This is a genomic window from Actinotignum schaalii FB123-CNA-2, assembly GCF_000411135.1.
Lineage (GTDB): Bacteria > Actinomycetota > Actinomycetes > Actinomycetales > Actinomycetaceae > Actinotignum > Actinotignum schaalii_A.
This window is the reverse complement of the sequence record NZ_KE150263.1, coordinates 454,284-469,234: the sequence shown is the minus strand read 5'-3', so window position 1 is coordinate 469,234 and position 14,951 is coordinate 454,284. Positions and strand designations below refer to the sequence as shown.

25 protein-coding genes are annotated in these 14,951 nt (G+C 60.4%); 23 read left to right on the top strand and 2 right to left on the bottom strand.

From position 1 onward, the window contains the following. Window positions 1–12: 12 nt before the first annotated feature. Entirely contained in the window at window positions 13–1,203 is a 1,191-nt protein-coding gene (tuf, locus tag HMPREF9237_RS07315) for an elongation factor Tu (protein WP_016443108.1), read from the top strand. Window positions 1,204–1,341: 138 nt separating this feature from the next. Beyond that, window positions 1,342–1,974 carry an HAD family hydrolase gene (locus tag HMPREF9237_RS07310; RefSeq protein WP_016443107.1) on the top strand — a complete coding sequence of 211 codons (633 nt, stop codon included), beginning with the start codon at window positions 1,342–1,344 and terminating at the stop codon, window positions 1,972–1,974. 62 nt (window positions 1,975–2,036) lie between these two features. Here HMPREF9237_RS07310 and HMPREF9237_RS07305 read toward each other — a convergent pair whose 3' ends face one another. Next, the gene (locus HMPREF9237_RS07305) at window positions 2,037–3,137 is read right to left on the bottom strand and encodes a zinc-binding dehydrogenase (RefSeq protein ID WP_016443106.1); all 1,101 of its coding nucleotides are present in this window, start codon (window positions 3,135–3,137) and stop codon (window positions 2,037–2,039) included. A 2-nt stretch (window positions 3,138–3,139) separates the two neighbouring features. Beyond that, window positions 3,140–4,564, bottom strand: coding sequence for an aldehyde dehydrogenase family protein (locus HMPREF9237_RS07300; protein ID WP_016443105.1), 1,425 nt, complete (start codon window positions 4,562–4,564; stop codon window positions 3,140–3,142). A 510-nt stretch (window positions 4,565–5,074) separates the two neighbouring features. Here HMPREF9237_RS07300 and rpsJ point away from each other — a divergent pair. From rpsJ to rplO, 21 genes are all read left to right on the top strand, one after another. After that, the gene (gene rpsJ / locus HMPREF9237_RS07295) at window positions 5,075–5,383 is read left to right on the top strand and encodes a 30S ribosomal protein S10 (RefSeq protein ID WP_016443104.1); all 309 of its coding nucleotides are present in this window, start codon (window positions 5,075–5,077) and stop codon (window positions 5,381–5,383) included. Window positions 5,384–5,394: 11 nt separating this feature from the next. Continuing rightward, the gene (rplC, locus tag HMPREF9237_RS07290; protein WP_016443103.1) at window positions 5,395–6,060 is read left to right on the top strand and encodes a 50S ribosomal protein L3; all 666 of its coding nucleotides are present in this window, start codon (window positions 5,395–5,397) and stop codon (window positions 6,058–6,060) included. A 2-nt stretch (window positions 6,061–6,062) separates the two neighbouring features. After that, entirely contained in the window at window positions 6,063–6,710 is a 648-nt protein-coding gene (gene rplD / locus HMPREF9237_RS07285) for a 50S ribosomal protein L4 (RefSeq protein WP_016443102.1), read from the top strand. Next, window positions 6,710–7,021: a 50S ribosomal protein L23 gene (gene rplW, locus HMPREF9237_RS07280; RefSeq protein WP_016443101.1), complete on the top strand. Its 312-nt coding sequence runs from the start codon at window positions 6,710–6,712 to the stop codon at window positions 7,019–7,021. The genes rplD and rplW overlap by 1 nt, the downstream gene beginning before the upstream one ends. A gap of 34 nt (window positions 7,022–7,055) precedes the next feature. Next, window positions 7,056–7,892, top strand: coding sequence for a 50S ribosomal protein L2 (gene rplB / locus HMPREF9237_RS07275; protein WP_016443100.1), 837 nt, complete (start codon window positions 7,056–7,058; stop codon window positions 7,890–7,892). A gap of 14 nt (window positions 7,893–7,906) precedes the next feature. Further along, complete coding sequence (gene rpsS, locus HMPREF9237_RS07270; protein WP_016443099.1) at window positions 7,907–8,188, top strand: 30S ribosomal protein S19; 282 nt, start codon at window positions 7,907–7,909, stop codon at window positions 8,186–8,188. A 34-nt stretch (window positions 8,189–8,222) separates the two neighbouring features. After that, window positions 8,223–8,603: a 50S ribosomal protein L22 gene (gene rplV, locus HMPREF9237_RS07265; RefSeq protein WP_016443098.1), complete on the top strand. Its 381-nt coding sequence runs from the start codon at window positions 8,223–8,225 to the stop codon at window positions 8,601–8,603. Beyond that, entirely contained in the window at window positions 8,603–9,436 is an 834-nt protein-coding gene (gene rpsC / locus HMPREF9237_RS07260) for a 30S ribosomal protein S3 (protein WP_016443097.1), read from the top strand. Before rplV ends, rpsC begins: the two co-directional genes overlap by 1 nt. A gap of 3 nt (window positions 9,437–9,439) precedes the next feature. Continuing rightward, window positions 9,440–9,856, top strand: a complete 417-nt coding sequence (gene rplP, locus HMPREF9237_RS07255; RefSeq protein ID WP_016443096.1) for a 50S ribosomal protein L16 — start codon at window positions 9,440–9,442, stop codon at window positions 9,854–9,856. Next, a complete protein-coding gene (gene rpmC / locus HMPREF9237_RS07250) occupies window positions 9,856–10,083 on the top strand; it encodes a 50S ribosomal protein L29 (protein WP_016443095.1) in 228 nt (75 codons plus the stop codon). Before rplP ends, rpmC begins: the two co-directional genes overlap by 1 nt. 11 nt (window positions 10,084–10,094) lie before the next feature. Beyond that, window positions 10,095–10,370, top strand: a complete 276-nt coding sequence (gene rpsQ / locus HMPREF9237_RS07245; protein WP_016443094.1) for a 30S ribosomal protein S17 — start codon at window positions 10,095–10,097, stop codon at window positions 10,368–10,370. A 157-nt stretch (window positions 10,371–10,527) separates the two neighbouring features. Next, a complete protein-coding gene (gene rplN, locus HMPREF9237_RS07240; RefSeq protein WP_016443093.1) occupies window positions 10,528–10,896 on the top strand; it encodes a 50S ribosomal protein L14 in 369 nt (122 codons plus the stop codon). Then, on the top strand, window positions 10,896–11,237 hold the full coding sequence (rplX, locus tag HMPREF9237_RS07235) for a 50S ribosomal protein L24 (RefSeq protein ID WP_016443092.1): 342 nt from the start codon (window positions 10,896–10,898) through the stop codon (window positions 11,235–11,237). The genes rplN and rplX overlap by 1 nt, the downstream gene beginning before the upstream one ends. Beyond that, a complete protein-coding gene (gene rplE, locus HMPREF9237_RS07230) occupies window positions 11,234–11,785 on the top strand; it encodes a 50S ribosomal protein L5 (RefSeq protein WP_016443091.1) in 552 nt (183 codons plus the stop codon). The genes rplX and rplE overlap by 4 nt, the downstream gene beginning before the upstream one ends. A 2-nt stretch (window positions 11,786–11,787) precedes the next feature. Beyond that, on the top strand, window positions 11,788–11,973 hold the full coding sequence (locus HMPREF9237_RS07225) for a type Z 30S ribosomal protein S14 (protein WP_016443090.1): 186 nt from the start codon (window positions 11,788–11,790) through the stop codon (window positions 11,971–11,973). 54 nt (window positions 11,974–12,027) lie between these two features. Continuing rightward, complete coding sequence (gene rpsH, locus HMPREF9237_RS07220; RefSeq protein ID WP_016443089.1) at window positions 12,028–12,426, top strand: 30S ribosomal protein S8; 399 nt, start codon at window positions 12,028–12,030, stop codon at window positions 12,424–12,426. Window positions 12,427–12,444: 18 nt separating this feature from the next. Beyond that, window positions 12,445–12,981 (top strand): 50S ribosomal protein L6, encoded by a 537-nt coding sequence (gene rplF / locus HMPREF9237_RS07215; RefSeq protein ID WP_016443088.1) that lies wholly within the window; start codon window positions 12,445–12,447, stop codon window positions 12,979–12,981. After that, a complete protein-coding gene (rplR, locus tag HMPREF9237_RS07210; RefSeq protein WP_016443087.1) occupies window positions 12,981–13,352 on the top strand; it encodes a 50S ribosomal protein L18 in 372 nt (123 codons plus the stop codon). The genes rplF and rplR overlap by 1 nt, the downstream gene beginning before the upstream one ends. 23 nt (window positions 13,353–13,375) lie before the next feature. After that, complete coding sequence (rpsE, locus tag HMPREF9237_RS07205; RefSeq protein ID WP_016443086.1) at window positions 13,376–14,080, top strand: 30S ribosomal protein S5; 705 nt, start codon at window positions 13,376–13,378, stop codon at window positions 14,078–14,080. Further along, complete coding sequence (rpmD, locus tag HMPREF9237_RS07200) at window positions 14,080–14,262, top strand: 50S ribosomal protein L30 (RefSeq protein WP_016443085.1); 183 nt, start codon at window positions 14,080–14,082, stop codon at window positions 14,260–14,262. Before rpsE ends, rpmD begins: the two co-directional genes overlap by 1 nt. Beyond that, a complete protein-coding gene (gene rplO, locus HMPREF9237_RS07195; RefSeq protein WP_016443084.1) occupies window positions 14,262–14,738 on the top strand; it encodes a 50S ribosomal protein L15 in 477 nt (158 codons plus the stop codon). The genes rpmD and rplO overlap by 1 nt, the downstream gene beginning before the upstream one ends. Window positions 14,739–14,951 lie beyond the last annotated feature (213 nt).

The window sequence follows — 14,951 nt, the reverse complement described above, 5'->3', positions numbered from 1 at the left end:
CAGGAGGGCCCAGTGGCGAAGGCCAAGTACGATAAGTCCAAGCCGCATATGAACATTGGCACCATCGGTCACGTCGATCACGGAAAGACGACCACGACCGCTGCGATCACCAAGGTTCTGTCGGATAAGTACCCGGATCTGAACGAGTACACCCCGTTCGATCAGGTTGACAACGCTCCCGAAGAGCGCCAGCGCGGTATTACCATCAACGTGTCCCACGTGGAATACCAGACCGAGAAGCGTCACTACGCACACGTTGACGCCCCCGGCCACGCGGACTACATCAAGAACATGATTACCGGTGCGGCCCAGATGGACGGCGCGATCCTCGTGGTCGCGGCGACCGACGGCCCGATGGCCCAGACCTGTGAGCACGTGCTGCTCGCCCGTCAGGTGGGCGTGCCCCAGATCATCGTTGCTCTCAACAAGTCCGATATGGTTGACGACGAAGAGCTGCTCGAACTGGTGGAAATGGAAGTCCGCGAACTTCTTTCCTCCCAGGATTACCCGGGCGATGACCTCCCGGTCGTGAAGATCTCCGCTCTCAAGGCACTGGAAGGCGATCCCAAGTGGGTTGCTTCCATCGAAGAGCTCATGGATCAGGTGGACAACTACTTCGCGGATCCGGTGCGTGACACCGATAAGCCGTTCCTCATGCCGATTGAGGACGTCTTCACCATTACCGGTCGCGGCACCGTGGTCACCGGTCGTGTGGAGCGCGGTATCCTCAACCTCAACGAGGAAGTGGAAATTCTCGGTATCCGCGATACCCAGAAGACCACCGTTACCGGTATCGAAATGTTCCACAAGCAGATGGACTACGCCGAAGCCGGCGAAAACTGCGGTCTGCTGCTCCGCGGCACCAAGCGTGAAGATGTTGAGCGTGGCCAGGTTGTGGCCAAGCCCGGCACCATCACCCCGCACACCCAGTTTGAAGCTCAGGTCTACGTGCTGAAGAAGGAAGAAGGCGGCCGTCACAACCCGTTCTTCTCCAACTACCGCCCGCAGTTCTACTTCCGCACCACGGACGTCACCGGCGTCATCACGCTGCCCGAAGGCACCGAGATGGTTATGCCCGGCGACAACACCGAGATGTCGGTTGAGCTCATTCAGCCCATCGCCATGGAAGAGGGCCTCGGCTTCGCTATTCGCGAGGGCGGCCACACCGTTGGTTCAGGGCGCGTCACCAAGATCATCAAGTAACTTGATGCATCGGCGCGAGGCTACCCGGTTGCCGGGTAACTGAGCAAAACGTCCGCCGTGAGGCGGGAAGGGACCCTAGCATTGCGCTAGGGTCCCTTTGTATTTGCACGACGACGCAGAACTTGGCAGAGTGACGCTATGGCACTAGAGGATGTGTATAGAAAAATTGGTATGCCTGGAGCCCCGGCCGCGGTGCTCTGGGATATGGATGGCACCCTGGTGGATTCGGAAGAGGAATGGGCCCGGGTATCGGGGAATGTGGTGCGTTCCCACGGTGGAATCTGGACGGATGAGGATATTGTGGCCATTCGCGGGGCGGATACCATCGCGCACGGACGGCGCATGATGGACGCGGTGCGCCGCGGCGGGGGAGAAGTTGACCCCTGGAAAATGTTTGCGGAAGTGCTGCGCGCCATGGCCGATCACATGGCCGATGCCCAGCTCATTGACGGCGCGGAGAAGCTTCTCGATGCGTTTTCCGCGGCCGGCATCCCACAAGCACTTGTGACGGCCACCCCGGGCCGCCCGGTGGAAATCTTTCTTGCTGGCCCGGGCAGTAGGCTGGAGGCGGCGGTTACCGGGGACGATAATGTCCCCGGTAAACCGAATCCCGCTCCCTACCTCCTGGGTGCGCAGCGCTTGGGCGTTGCCATCGAGAACTGCCTCGCTTTCGAGGATTCCGGGCCCGGGCTGGCCGCAGCCCGCAGTGCCGGCGCTTTCACCGTGGATGTGGGGGAGTTCCTCCTGGCCGAACTCGCGGCCTTACTCTAGCTAGTGCACCGGTTCGTTCGTTGCGGCCGCAGGGACAGCGCTCGAACTTAACAACGCCGCGGCTAGAAGGACGTGATAACGACGCGGCCAATCCCGGCGTGATGATTCACCATGGCCTTATAGGTCGCATCGATATCGTCCAGGGCAATCTCGGTGGCAACAAGGTCATTAAGGTGGAGACGGCCCTGTTGGTAGAACTCTACGTACTGGGGAATATCGGTCTTAATATCGGTATTCCCCATGTACACCGCGTGGATATGGCGCCGGTGCACAAAGAACTCGTTGAGCGGATTGATCGTCCACTCCATCTCCGGCTTGAATACCCCAGCCACGTACACGTCCCCGCCCTGCCGCGTCGCGGCAATGGCGGTTTCCATCGTGGGTACGATGCCGAGTGCCTCGAAGGACTTATCCACCCCGCGCCCATCAGTGGCCGCGAAAATTTGCTCGATAACGTTCGAATCACCCGCGTTGACGAAGTGGGTCATCCCGAATTTCTTCCCGAATTCTTCCTTTTCCGGGTTGGTATCCACCCCGATAATCCGCCCGGCCCCGGCAATGCGGGCGCCGTTGACGATGCTCAGGCCCACGCCACCTAAGCCGACCACGGCCACGGTGTCACCGGGGCGTACCTGCGCGGTGTTCAGAGCTGCGCCCGCACCGGTAATAACGGCGCATCCGATCACACAGGCCTGTGGGAAAGGCATCTCCGGGTTGATCTTCGCTACCTGGTGTTCGTGCACGAGTGCCTGCTCAGCAAAACCGGCGATACCGTATGTCTGGAAAATCGGTTCACCGTTCCGGCTCAGCCGCGGGGCTTCGTCAGGGCCGCGCAGTGTTTCTTCCGGGAATTCACATTCGTACATGCGTGATTCCCGGCAGGCCCGGCAGTGCCCGCAGTACTGGATGAGGGAAGCGACCACGTGGTCACCGACCTTAATTTCTTTCACGTCCGGGCCGACGGCGGTCACAATACCGGCGGCTTCGTGTCCGAGCACCTGCGGGAAGGGGAAACCGAAATTGGTGGTGGAGAGCGTGAGATCCGAGCGGCACAGGCCGGAAGCCTTGACGTCGAAAAGTACCTCACGCCCGATGGGTTCGGCAATCTCGATATCTTCGATGGTGAACCCACCGCCCACAGAATTAACTACTGCTGCTTTCATGCTTACTCCTTTCCTGAAAGCGAGGAGAGGAACTCCGCCGCGGAGATTCCTTCTGGGAGAAGAATCGACTGGATATTGGCGAATTCGCGTACGCCTTCGTATCCCATCTCGCGCCCGAAGCCGGAGCGCTTGACACCGCCGAAAGGCATGCCGGCGGGAACAGCGGGAACCGGGGAGTTAATGGCAACGGTGCCGGTATCTACCCGGGCGGCAACGCGCGCGGCATGCGCCACGTCTACCGAATGAACCGTTCCGCCCAGCCCGTAGCACGAATCATTAGCCAGTCGGATTGCTTCTTCTTCTGAGGATACCCGGTAGATGCTCCAGACCGGCCCGAAAATCTCCTCGTAGAAGACGGGGTTATCCCGATCCACGTTTTCGAGCAGGGTGGGCTGCACCCAGGTATCTCCCTCGGGAACAATATGGCCCAGGGGAGTGGCGCTCGCCCCGCCTGCGATAGCCCGCCGGATTTGATCATTGACCGTGGCGGCCTGCTCGCGGGACGACATCGGCGGCACGGTGGTTTCTTCTGCTGCCGGGTCTCCGGGCCGCAGCTGCGCGGTGCTTTCCTTGAGTCCGGCCACGAACCTGTCATAGAGCGCATCGGGAACGATCATGCGCTTGGGGGAGGCGCATACCTGGCCGGCATTAAAACAGCGTCCCATGATGGCTAGCTGAATCGTAGCCTCAATATCGGCGTCGTCTAAAATAATAAAGGGATCGGAACCACCCAGTTCCATCACGGATTTCTTCAGGTGCCGGGAGGCGAGTTGCGCGATTTTCGCTCCCGCTGCTTCCGAGCCGGTAAGCGTCACGATACGTACCCGATCATCACTGATGAGCCGCTCCACCTGCGCGTGGGTGGCGTAGAGATTTTGCCACACCCCGCGGGGCAACCCGGCATCGTAAAGCACCTGGACAATCGCTGCGGCGCATTGCGGCAGAATCGACGCGTGCTTGAGAATAACCGTATTGCCGCAGAGCATTGCGGGAGCGAAACCGCGAATGGCCTGGTAGTAGGGGAAGTTCCACGGTTCAATTTCGACGACGACGCCCTCCGGGCGATAGGCAATATAGCCTTCAAAAGGTGCGGCGGTGGAACTGACAGGGCGCGGAGCTAAAATATTTTCCGCTTCGTCAGCGAGCCAACGCAGCATCGTGGGCACGGTGTTACCGGCTTCTCCGGTAGCTTCTCCTATGAGTTTGCCCATTTCCAGGGTGGCCAGGGCCCCCAGTTCACTTGCGCGCTCTTCCGCGATATCCGCGGCGCGGCGCAAAATAGCGGCACGTTCGGCAATGGAGGTGCGGCTCCACGTCTGGAATGTTTCGTGGGCCAGCTCGAGTGCCTTATCCACCTCATCATCGGTGGCATAGGGGAATTCGGCGAACACCTCGCCGGTGTAGGGATTTGTTGATCGATAGGACATCTTTGTCTACCTCCTCGGTATGGTGGATGATCACCCGCCCGCGACGTCCGCGCCGCTAAGCGATGTAGATCACTTAAGGCCATGCTAGGTGGTGGCAGTATTCGGGGCAAGGGTGGGGCGACGGCGCCGCTGGCGGCCCGCGTGGCCAAGGGCTCGGGAGGCTGCGGCGTCGTCGTACTATGACGTGAAGCGCCTCACCACACGCGTTTCTTGCGTGAAACTCGGCCTTTCGGTAAAATTTTTACCCGTGCCAGCTGACTTTCGGGTTTGCTGGGAATGAGAAACGGCACACGTTCGCCGTGAAAGTCTTGAAAGTATGCCGAAGTTTTTGGCATACTTAACAAGTTGCTCGGATTACGAGCGAAGGAACTTAATCGGTTACCCAACGCCGATTATCGTATAAAGGGTTCTCCGTAACCTCACATAGGGCATGGCTACTAGATTTACCTCCGGTACGACACGCCCGAGTGCGGGTACCGGGCACCGAAGCTAAAGAGAGGTAGACGCGCCATGGCGGGACAGAAGATCCGCATTCGGCTGAAGTCATATGACCATGAGGTCATTGATAGCGCGGCCAAGAAGCTCGTCGATGAAGTTGCGCGTACCGGCGCGACCGTGGTGGGACCCGTCCCGCTGCCGACGGAAAAAAACGTTTTTTGCGTTATCCGCTCGCCCCACAAGTACAAGGACTCCCGCGATCACTTTGAGATGCGCACACACAAGCGCCTTATTGACATCGTGGATCCCACCCTGAAGACGATTGACAGCTTGCGCCGTCTCGATCTTCCGGCTGACGTCAACGTGGAAATCAAGCTCTGAGGTAATACGCAATGAACTCCAAGCAAGCTGTTGCCAGCAAGCCCGTGAAGGCTTTGCTGGGCACGAAGCTGGGGATGACCCAGCTCTGGGATGAGGACGGGCGCCTCCTTCCCATTACCGTTGTGCGCGTGGGCACCAATGTGGTGACCCAGGTTCGCACCCCCGAGGTCGACGGCTATTCCGCCGTGCAGCTCGCCTCGGGCGACGAAAAGACGAAGAACGTCACCAAGCCGCTCCAGGGCCACTTCGCTAAGGCCGGTGTTACGCCGCGCAAGAAGCTGGCGGAAATCCGCACTCCCGATGCGAGTGAATACACGCTCGGGCAGGAACTGACCGCGGATATTTTCGAAGCCGGTCAGTCCGTTGACGTTATTGGTACCTCCCGCGGTAAGGGCTTCGCCGGTGTTATGAAGCGTCACGGCTTCGCCGGTGTCTCGGCCTCCCACGGTGCGCACCGTAACCACCGCAAGCCCGGTTCTATCGGCGCCTGCGCCACCCCCTCGCGCGTCTTCAAGGGTCTGCGCATGGCTGGTCGCATGGGGCAGGACCGCGTGACGGTGCAGAATCTGTCCATCCACTCCGTTGACCTCGAGAACGGCCTGTTGCTCGTGGTTGGCGCCATCCCCGGTGCAAAGGGTGGCTCGGTTGTGGTCCGCACGTCCGTGAAGGGAGCCTAACAATGGCAGACTTCAAGATTGACGTTCTCGATGAAACCGGCAAGGTGACCTCGCAGGCTACCCTCCCGGCTCAGCTCTTTGATCTCGACTTCAATATGGCGCTGGTGCACCAGGTCGTCAATGCGCAGCAAGCTGCGGCCCGCCTGGGTACCCACGCCACGAAGACCCGCGGTCAGGTATCCGGCGGCGGCAAGAAGCCGTGGCGCCAGAAGGGTACCGGTCGGGCTCGTCAGGGCTCGATCCGCGCTCCGCAGTGGGTCGGTGGCGGCGTCGTTCACGGCCCGCAGCCGCGTGACTACTCGCAGCGCACCCCCAAGAAGATGATTGCGGCCGCGCTGCTGCAGTCCCTCTCGGACCGGGCGCGCCACGAGCGTATTCACGCCGTGACCGCTTTTGTTGCTGATGAGACTCCGTCCACCAAGGCGGCGCGTGCGCTTATCGAGAAGATGAACGAGGGGCGCAAGGCGCTCGTTGTGGTCCAGCGTGAAGATGATGCCTCGGTGCTTTCCGTGCGCAATCTCCCGCAGATCCACGTCCTCTACGTTGATCAGCTCAATAGCTACGACGTTCTTGCTGCTGATGACGTTATCTTCACCGAAGCGGCGCTCGGCGCCTTCGTGGAGAAGAACACCAAGAAGGATGAGAAGTAATGACTGAGAACGGTAACTTCTGGAATAAGAACCCGCACGATGTCATCCTCGCCCCGGTGATGTCGGAGAAGAGCGCGTTGCTCGAAGAACAGGGTAAGTACACCTTCTTCGTGGATCCGCGTTCGAATAAGACTGAAATCAAGCAGGCCGTCGAAGCGATTTTTGGCGTCAAGGTTGCCTCCGTCAATACGCAGAATCGCCAGGGTAAGACCCGGCGTACGCGCAACGGCATCGGGCGGCGCAAGAATACCAAGCGGGCCATCGTGACCTTGCGCGAAGGCTCCATCGACATCTACGGCGAAATCGTCTAATTAGGCGATTCGAGGAACTGAGGAATAAGAACTCATGGGAATTCGTAAGTACAAGCCGACGACCCCGGGTCGTCGCGGTGCGAGCGTTGCCGACTTCGCCGAGATCACTCGTTCGACCCCGGAGAAGTCCCTCGTTCGTCCCCTGAAGAAGACCGGTGGACGCAACAACCAGGGACGCATCACCACCCGTCACAAGGGCGGTGGACACAAGCGCCAGTACCGTCTCATTGACTTCCGTCGCTGGGATAAGGACGGCGTGCCGGCCAAGGTTGCGCACATCGAATACGATCCGAACCGCACCGCGCGCATCGCGTTGCTTCACTTCGCTGACGGTGAGAAGCGCTATATCGTTGCTCCCCGTGGCGTGAAGCAGGGCGACCTCATCGAAACCGGTCCGAATGCGGATATCAAGCCCGGCAACAACCTGCCGCTGCGCAATATCCCGCTCGGTACCACGGTGCACAATGTTGAACTCAAGCCGCTCGGCGGGGCGAAGATCGCCCGCAGCGCCGGCGCTTCCGTACAGTTGGTTGCCCGCGAAGGTAAGTACGCGCAGCTGCGTATGCCTTCCGGTGAAATCCGTAACGTGGACGTGCGTTGCCGTGCCACCGTCGGTGAAGTTGGCAATGCCGAGCAGGCGAATATCAACTGGGGTAAGGCCGGCCGTATGCGCTGGAAGGGCGTGCGCCCGACCGTCCGCGGTGTTGTCATGAACCCGGTGGACCACCCGCACGGTGGTGGTGAAGGTAAGACGTCCGGTGGGCGCCATCCCGTTAGCCCGTGGGGCAAGAAGGAAGGCCGTACCCGCCGTCCGAACAAGGCCAGCGACAAGCTCATCGTGCGCCGTCGCAAGACCGGCAAGAAGCGCTGAGGAAGGATTAGCTGATGCCCCGCAGTTTGAAGAAGGGTCCGTTCGTCGACGAGCACCTCTACAAGAAGGTCGACGAGCAGAACGAGAAGAACACCAAGAACGTAATCAAGACCTGGTCGCGTCGGTCGGTTATCACCCCCGATTTCCTGGGTCACACCTTTGCAGTGCACGATGGACGCAAGCATGTGCCGGTATTCGTTACCGAATCCATGGTTGGCCACAAGCTCGGGGAGTTCGCCCCGACCCGCACCTTCCGCGGGCACGATAAGGACGACCGAAAGGGCCGCCGGCGCTAAGCCGGGGCCTCGAGCGAGAGAGTAAGGCAGAACTATGGAAGCAAAGGCGCAGGCGCGCTTCGTGCGCGTGTCGCCCATGAAGGCCCGTCGTGTCGTGGACACCATCCGCGGCCGGCGCGCCCTGGACGCTATTGACGTACTGCAGTTCGCACCGTTTGCGGCCGCCACTCCGGTTCGTAAGATCGTGGAGTCGGCTATTGCTAACGCGCGCTACGCCGCCGAGCAGGCGGGGGAGCGCTTCGATGAGTCCGAGCTCTTCATTGGCGAAATTTACGCCGACGAAGGCCCGACGATGAAGCGTATCCAGCCGCGTGCCCAGGGCCGGGCGAACCGCATCAACAAGCGGACGAGTCACATCACCGTTATCGTTACCGACGAGAAGCCCAAGACCAAGAACCAGAGGAGGGCCCGCTAGTGGGACAGAAAGTCAACCCTATTGGGTTCCGTCTCGGCATCACGACCGACCATCGCTCCAAGTGGTTCGCTGATTCCACCAAGAAGGGGCAGCGCTACTCGGACTACGTCCTCGAAGATGTCAAAATCCGTGACATGATCGAAAAGACGCTCGAGCGCGCCGGTATTTCCAGCGTGCATATCGAGCGCCGCGCCGAGCGCGTGGTTGTGGATATCCACACCGCTCGCCCGGGGATCGTTATTGGCCGGCGCGGTGCGGAAGCTGATCGTCTCCGTGCCGATCTGGAGAAGCTCACCGGCAAGGCCGTCCAGCTCAATATCCTCGAAGTGAAGAACCCGGAAGCTGATGCCCAGCTCGTCGCGCAGGGTATTGCGGAACAGCTCGCCTCGCGCGTGTCCTTCCGCCGCGCTATGCGCAAGGGTATTCAGTCCGCGGAGCGGGCCGGCGCCAAGGGCATTCGCGTGCAGTGCTCGGGCCGTTTGGGCGGCGCGGAAATGTCGCGTAGTGAGTTCTATCGCGAAGGGCGCGTGCCGCTGCACACCCTGCGCGCGAATATCAACTACGGTTTCTACGAAGCGCGTACCACCTTCGGCCGTATCGGTGTGAAGGTGTGGATTTACCGCGGTGATTTGACCGACGCTGAGTACTATCGCAGCCTCGCGGAAGCTCCGCGTGGTGGGCGTGGAGGCCGTTCGGATCGTCGCGGTCGTCGCGGCACCGGTCGCGGTCGCGGTGGCCAGCGTGGGGAAGCCCGCAGTGAACAGGCTCAGAGCCCGGCAGCCGGAGCCGAAGCTCCGGTGGCCGCGCCGGAATCAACCGGAACGGAGGCATAACTCATGCTGATTCCTCGTCGTACAAAATGGCGCAAGCAGCACCGCCCGCACCGCAAGGGTATGGCCAAGGGCGGAACGCAGCTGGCTTTCGGTGAATACGGCATCCAGGCGCTCGAGCCGGCCTACATCACCAACCGTCAAATTGAAGCAGCTCGTATCGCCATGACGCGTCACGTCAAGCGTGGCGGCAAGATCTGGATTAACATCTTCCCGGATCGTCCGCTCACGAAGAAGCCGCTCGGCGTGCGTATGGGTTCGGGTAAGGGCCCGGTTGAAACCTGGGTTGCCAATATCAAGCCCGGGCGTGTCATGTTCGAAATGGCCGGCGTTGATGAGGCTCTCGCCCGCGAGGCCATGAGCCGTGCCCAGCACAAGCTGCCCATCAAGACCCGCTTTATCACCCGTGAGGAGGTTGAGTAATGGCTAAGGGACTGACCACCGCGGAACTCGACGCGATGACCGACGCGGAGCTTCTCGAGAAGCTTGCCGAGTCGAAGAAGGAACTGTTCAACCTCCGCTTCTCGGCGGTGACTCACCGCCTGGAGGACAGTGGCCGCCTGCGGGAAGTTCGTCGCGAGATTGCTCGCATTTACACCATTAAGAGCGAGCGGGAGAAGAACATTCGAACCGCTCCGGCCGCTCAGTAAGTGAGGATGAGATGAGCGAGAACGCAAGCACCGAAACACGTAATCACCGCAAGACTCTGCGCGGCTACGTGGTCTCCGACAAAATGGACAAGACCGTTGTCGTTGAAGTTGAAGATCGCGTTAAGCACCCGCTATACGGTAAAGTTATTACCCGCACCAAGCGAGTGAAGGCGCATGACGAAAATAACGAGGTTCGCGTAGGCGATTTGGTCTCCATTATGGAAACCCGCCCGCTGTCCGCGACCAAGCACTTCCGGGTCGTTACGATCATCGAGAAGGCGAAGTAGTTAGGGCTTTCCTAGCTTTAGCGAATGTGACCGGCCTGAACGCAGGCGGCCCTCGCATGTGGGCCAAAGGCGTTTGGGCCGGCGCAGTTCGCGCAAACCCATTCGTTCGGCAAGGCTCGAATCCGAGAACCGGCACGACAATAGGAGATAGAAACACATGATCCAGCAGGAGACGCGGCTTAGCGTCGCCGACAACACCGGTGCCAAGGAACTTTTGTGCATCCGGGTGCTCGGCGGCTCCGGCCGGCGCTACGCCGGAATTGGTGACACCATCGTCGCCACCGTCAAGGATGCTATTCCGGGCGGAAACGTAAAGAAGGGCGACGTCGTCAAGGCGGTTGTCGTCCGTGCAGTGAAGGAAACGCGCCGTAAGGACGGGTCCTACATCAAGTTCGACGAAAACGCAGCCGTGCTGTTGAAGAACGACGGCGAACCCCGCGGTACCCGTATCTTCGGGCCCGTTGGGCGTGAGCTTCGCGACGCGAAGTTTATGCGCATCATTTCGCTGGCTCCGGAGGTGATCTAATGGCGAAGATTAAGAAGGATGATCTCGTCCAGGTTATCGCCGGGCGCGATAAGGGTATGCAGGGGCGCGTGCTGTCCGTTGATACCAAGCGTGATCGCGTTATCGTGGAAGGCGTCCAGCGCGTGAAGAAGCACGTGCGCGTGGGGCAGACCTCGCGGGGCGGCACCACCGGCGGTATTGAAACCGTTGAAGCACCCATTCATATTTCGAATGTTGCCCTCGTTCACGACGGCAAGCCGATTCGCGTGGGCTACCGCGAGGTAGAAGTTGAGCGCGACGGTAAGAAGAAGATTGTCCGTGAGCGCATCGGACGCCGCGGCGGGAAGGAAATCGAACTGTGAGCGATACCCCCCGTCTCAAGGTGAAGTACCGGGAACACATCATCCCGGAACTGCAGGAAGAATTTAAGTACGTCAACGTCAACCAGGTTCCCAAGATCGTCAAGGTCGTGGTGAATATGGGCGTGGGTGATGCCGCGCGCGACTCCAAGGTGCTCGACGGCGCCGTTGCCGATATGACGGCGATTACCGGCCAGAAGCCGATGATCACCAAGGCGAAGAAGTCCATCGCGCAGTTTAAGCTGCGTGAAGGCCAGGCCATCGGGTGCTTCGTCACCATTCGCGGTGACCGCATGTGGGAATTCCTCGATCGGCTTATCTCCACCGCGCTGCCGCGTATCCGCGACTTCCGCGGCCTTTCGCCCAAGCAGTTTGACGGCAACGGGAACTACACCTTCGGTCTGACCGAACAGACCGTGTTCCACGAGATCGATCAGGACAAGATTGATCGCGTGCGCGGTATGGACATCACCGTGGTGACCTCTGCCGGGAGCGACGACGAAGGGCGCGCTCTTCTCAAGCATCTCGGATTCCCCTTCAAGGAGGCCTAAATATGGCAAAGACCGCTCTGAAGCAAAAGGCCGCCGGTAAGCAGAAGTTCGCAGTTCGTGCGTACACCCGTTGCAACCGGTGCGGCCGTCCGCATTCCGTTTACCGCAAGTTCGGCCTGTGCCGTATTTGCCTGCGTGAGTTGGCCCTGCGCGGCGAACTCCCCGGTGTTAAGAAGTCCAGCTGGTAAAGACTACGTCGCAGGTCCATCGGAAACCGCGACGAGGAAGGGCCACAGCCCAAAATGACAATGACTGACCCAATCGCAGACATGCTGACGCGTCTGCGTAACGCCAATTCGGCGTTCCATGAGTCGGTGTCTATGCCGTACTCCAAGATTAAGTCCCATATCGCGGACATCTTGAAGCGCGAAGGCTACATCGATTCCTACGAGGTGGAGAGCGCCCAGGTGGGCAAGACCCTCACCCTCACGTTGAAGTACGGATCTAACCGTGAGCGCGCCATTGCTGGCGTCCGGCGTATCTCGAAGCCGGGCCTGCGCGTTTACGCGAAGTCCACGAACCTGCCGCGCGTTCTCGACGGCCTGGGTGTGGCTATTTTGTCCACCTCCTCCGGCCTCATGACGGATCGCGAGGCCAAGGATAAGGGCGTTGGCGGGGAAGTCCTCGCTTACGTCTGGTAATGGGAAGTAGGTGCAATAATGTCTCGAATTGGTAGGCTTCCCATCGCTATCCCCGGCGGCGTCGATGTGTCGGTTTCCGGCCAGGATGTTACCGTCAAGGGCCCCAAAGGTCAGCTTGAGCTCTCGGTTGCTGAGCCGATCGCGGTGAATATTGATGACAATACGGTTCTGGTGACCCGGCCCAATGACGAGCGTGAATCGCGTTCGCTGCACGGCCTGACCCGCACCCTCGTCGCGAATATGATCGAGGGCGTCACCAACGGGTACAGCAAGGCGATGGAAATCGTCGGAACTGGTTACCGCGTGGTTGCCAAGGGCTCGGATCTCGAATTCTCGCTGGGCTATTCCCACACGATTCTTTTCGAAGCTCCGGAAGGTATCACCTTCACGGTGGCCACCCCGACCAAGTTCACGGTCTCGGGTATCGATAAGCAGCTCGTGGGCGAAACCGCCGCGAAGATTCGCAAGCTTCGTAAGCCTGAACCCTACAAGGGCAAGGGCGTCAAGTACGCGGACGAAGTTATTCGTCGCAAGGCTGGAAAGGCTGGTAAGTGATGGCTGTTACCATCAAGGGCAAGGGCAAGTACATCGCTCGTGCGCGCCGCCACTTCCGGTTGCGCAAGCGTATTTCCGGTACCGCCGCGCGGCCGCGTCTCGTGGTCTCGCGTTCCAACCGCCATATTTACGCCCAGGTTATCGACGACGTCGTGGGCCGCACTCTCGCGGCCGCCTCGTCCTACGAAGCTGACCTGCGCGAAGCGGAGGGTACCAAGACAGAAATCGCGCGGAAGGTCGGCGAACGCGTCGGTCAGCGCGCCAAGGATGCTGGTATCAGCGCCGTGGTCTTCGACCGCGGTGGCAACCAGTACCACGGTCGCGTTGCAGCTGTCGCCGAAGGTGCGCGCGAAGCAGGACTCGATTTCTAACGGCTGAGGAAAGGCAGAGGAAAATGGCTGCAGAGCAGCAGGATCCGGCCCAGAACGGCCGGGAAAATCGCAACGAAGGTCGTCGCGGACGCCGCGATAACCGTCGTGATAACCGCCGTGACAACCGTCGCGGTGAAGAAAAGAACGCTTATATCGAGCGCGTGGTGACCATTAACCGCGTTGCGAAGACGGTCAAGGGTGGCCGCCGTATGTCCTTCACCGCTCTCGTGGTGGTGGGTGACGGCAACGGTCTCGTGGGTGTCGGCTACGGCAAGGCCCGCGAAGTTCCCGCCGCTATCGCCAAGGGTACCGAGGAAGCGAAGAAGAACTTCTTCCGCATCCCGCGTATCGCGCGGACCATCCCGCACGTGGTGCAGGGTGAAGACGCCGCTGGCGTAGTGCTGCTGCGCCCGGCTGCTCCCGGTACCGGCGTAATCGCCGGCGGCCCGGTGCGTGCCCTGATGGAGTGCGCGGGTATTCACGATGTGCTCTCCAAGTCGCTCGGTTCCTCGAACGCGATCAATATCGTGCACGCCACTGTGGCTGCCCTCAAGCAGCTTGAGCAGCCCGAAGCGGTTGCCGCGCGGCGTGGGCTCCCCGTCGAGCGCGTTGTCCCCGAAGCTATGCTGCGGGCCCGCGCCGAAGCGGAAGCTAAGGAACGCGAGATCGAAGAGGCCGAAGCCGTCAAGGCGGAAAATGAGGCCGCGGCCGCGGGAGTTGGTGCGTAATGGCAAATCTTAAGATCACCCAGATTAAGGGTGTTGTTGGTGCGATTCAGCGCCAGAAGGACACCCTGCGCACGCTCGGTCTGCGTAAGATCGGTCAGTCCGTTGTGCGCGAGGATACCCCCGAGGTGAAGGGCATGGTTCGCGCTGTGGCTCACCTCGTTACCGTGGAGGAGGTTGACTAATGGCGGAAGCAGAAAAGGATTCCATCATTAAGCTGCACGACCTGCGTCCGGCTCCGGGTTCGAACAAGGCGAAGATTCGCGTTGGTCGCGGTGAAGGATCCAAGGGTAAGACGTCCGGCCGCGGTACCAAGGGTACCCGGGCACGTAATACTGTGCGTCCCGGTTTCGAAGGCGGCCAGATGCCGCTGCATATGCGCCTTCCGAAGCTGCGTGGTTTCAAGAACCCGTTCCGGGTCGAATACCAGGTTGTCAACGTGGCGGCGCTCGGTGAGCTCTTCCCCGAAGGCGGGAAGGTGACCTCGGCGGATCTCGTGGCCAAGGGTGCGGTTCGCAAGAACTCCCCGGTCAAGGTTCTCGGAACCGGTGAGATTTCCGTCAAACTCGACGTCGAAGTGGAAGCGTGGTCGAATTCGGCTAAGGAAAAGATCGAAGCTGCCGGGGGTTCTATCTCCGCGCCGCAGGTCGAATCCAAGTAAGACCCGCTGGCCGCACGGCCACCGCTTGACTGAGCACTCACCCACACTCTGTGGATGAACAGTGCGAAATTTGCTCGTCCCCGCTATTATGGCGGGGGCGAGCTTTTTTCTGGGCGTAGGCAGCGCCGCTGAAGGATTGCTTTGCGGCTGAAAGATTGCTTTCAGTGGCGAATGAGCAGCGTTGCCGGTGCGCCGTCGTGCGTACTTTCCCTG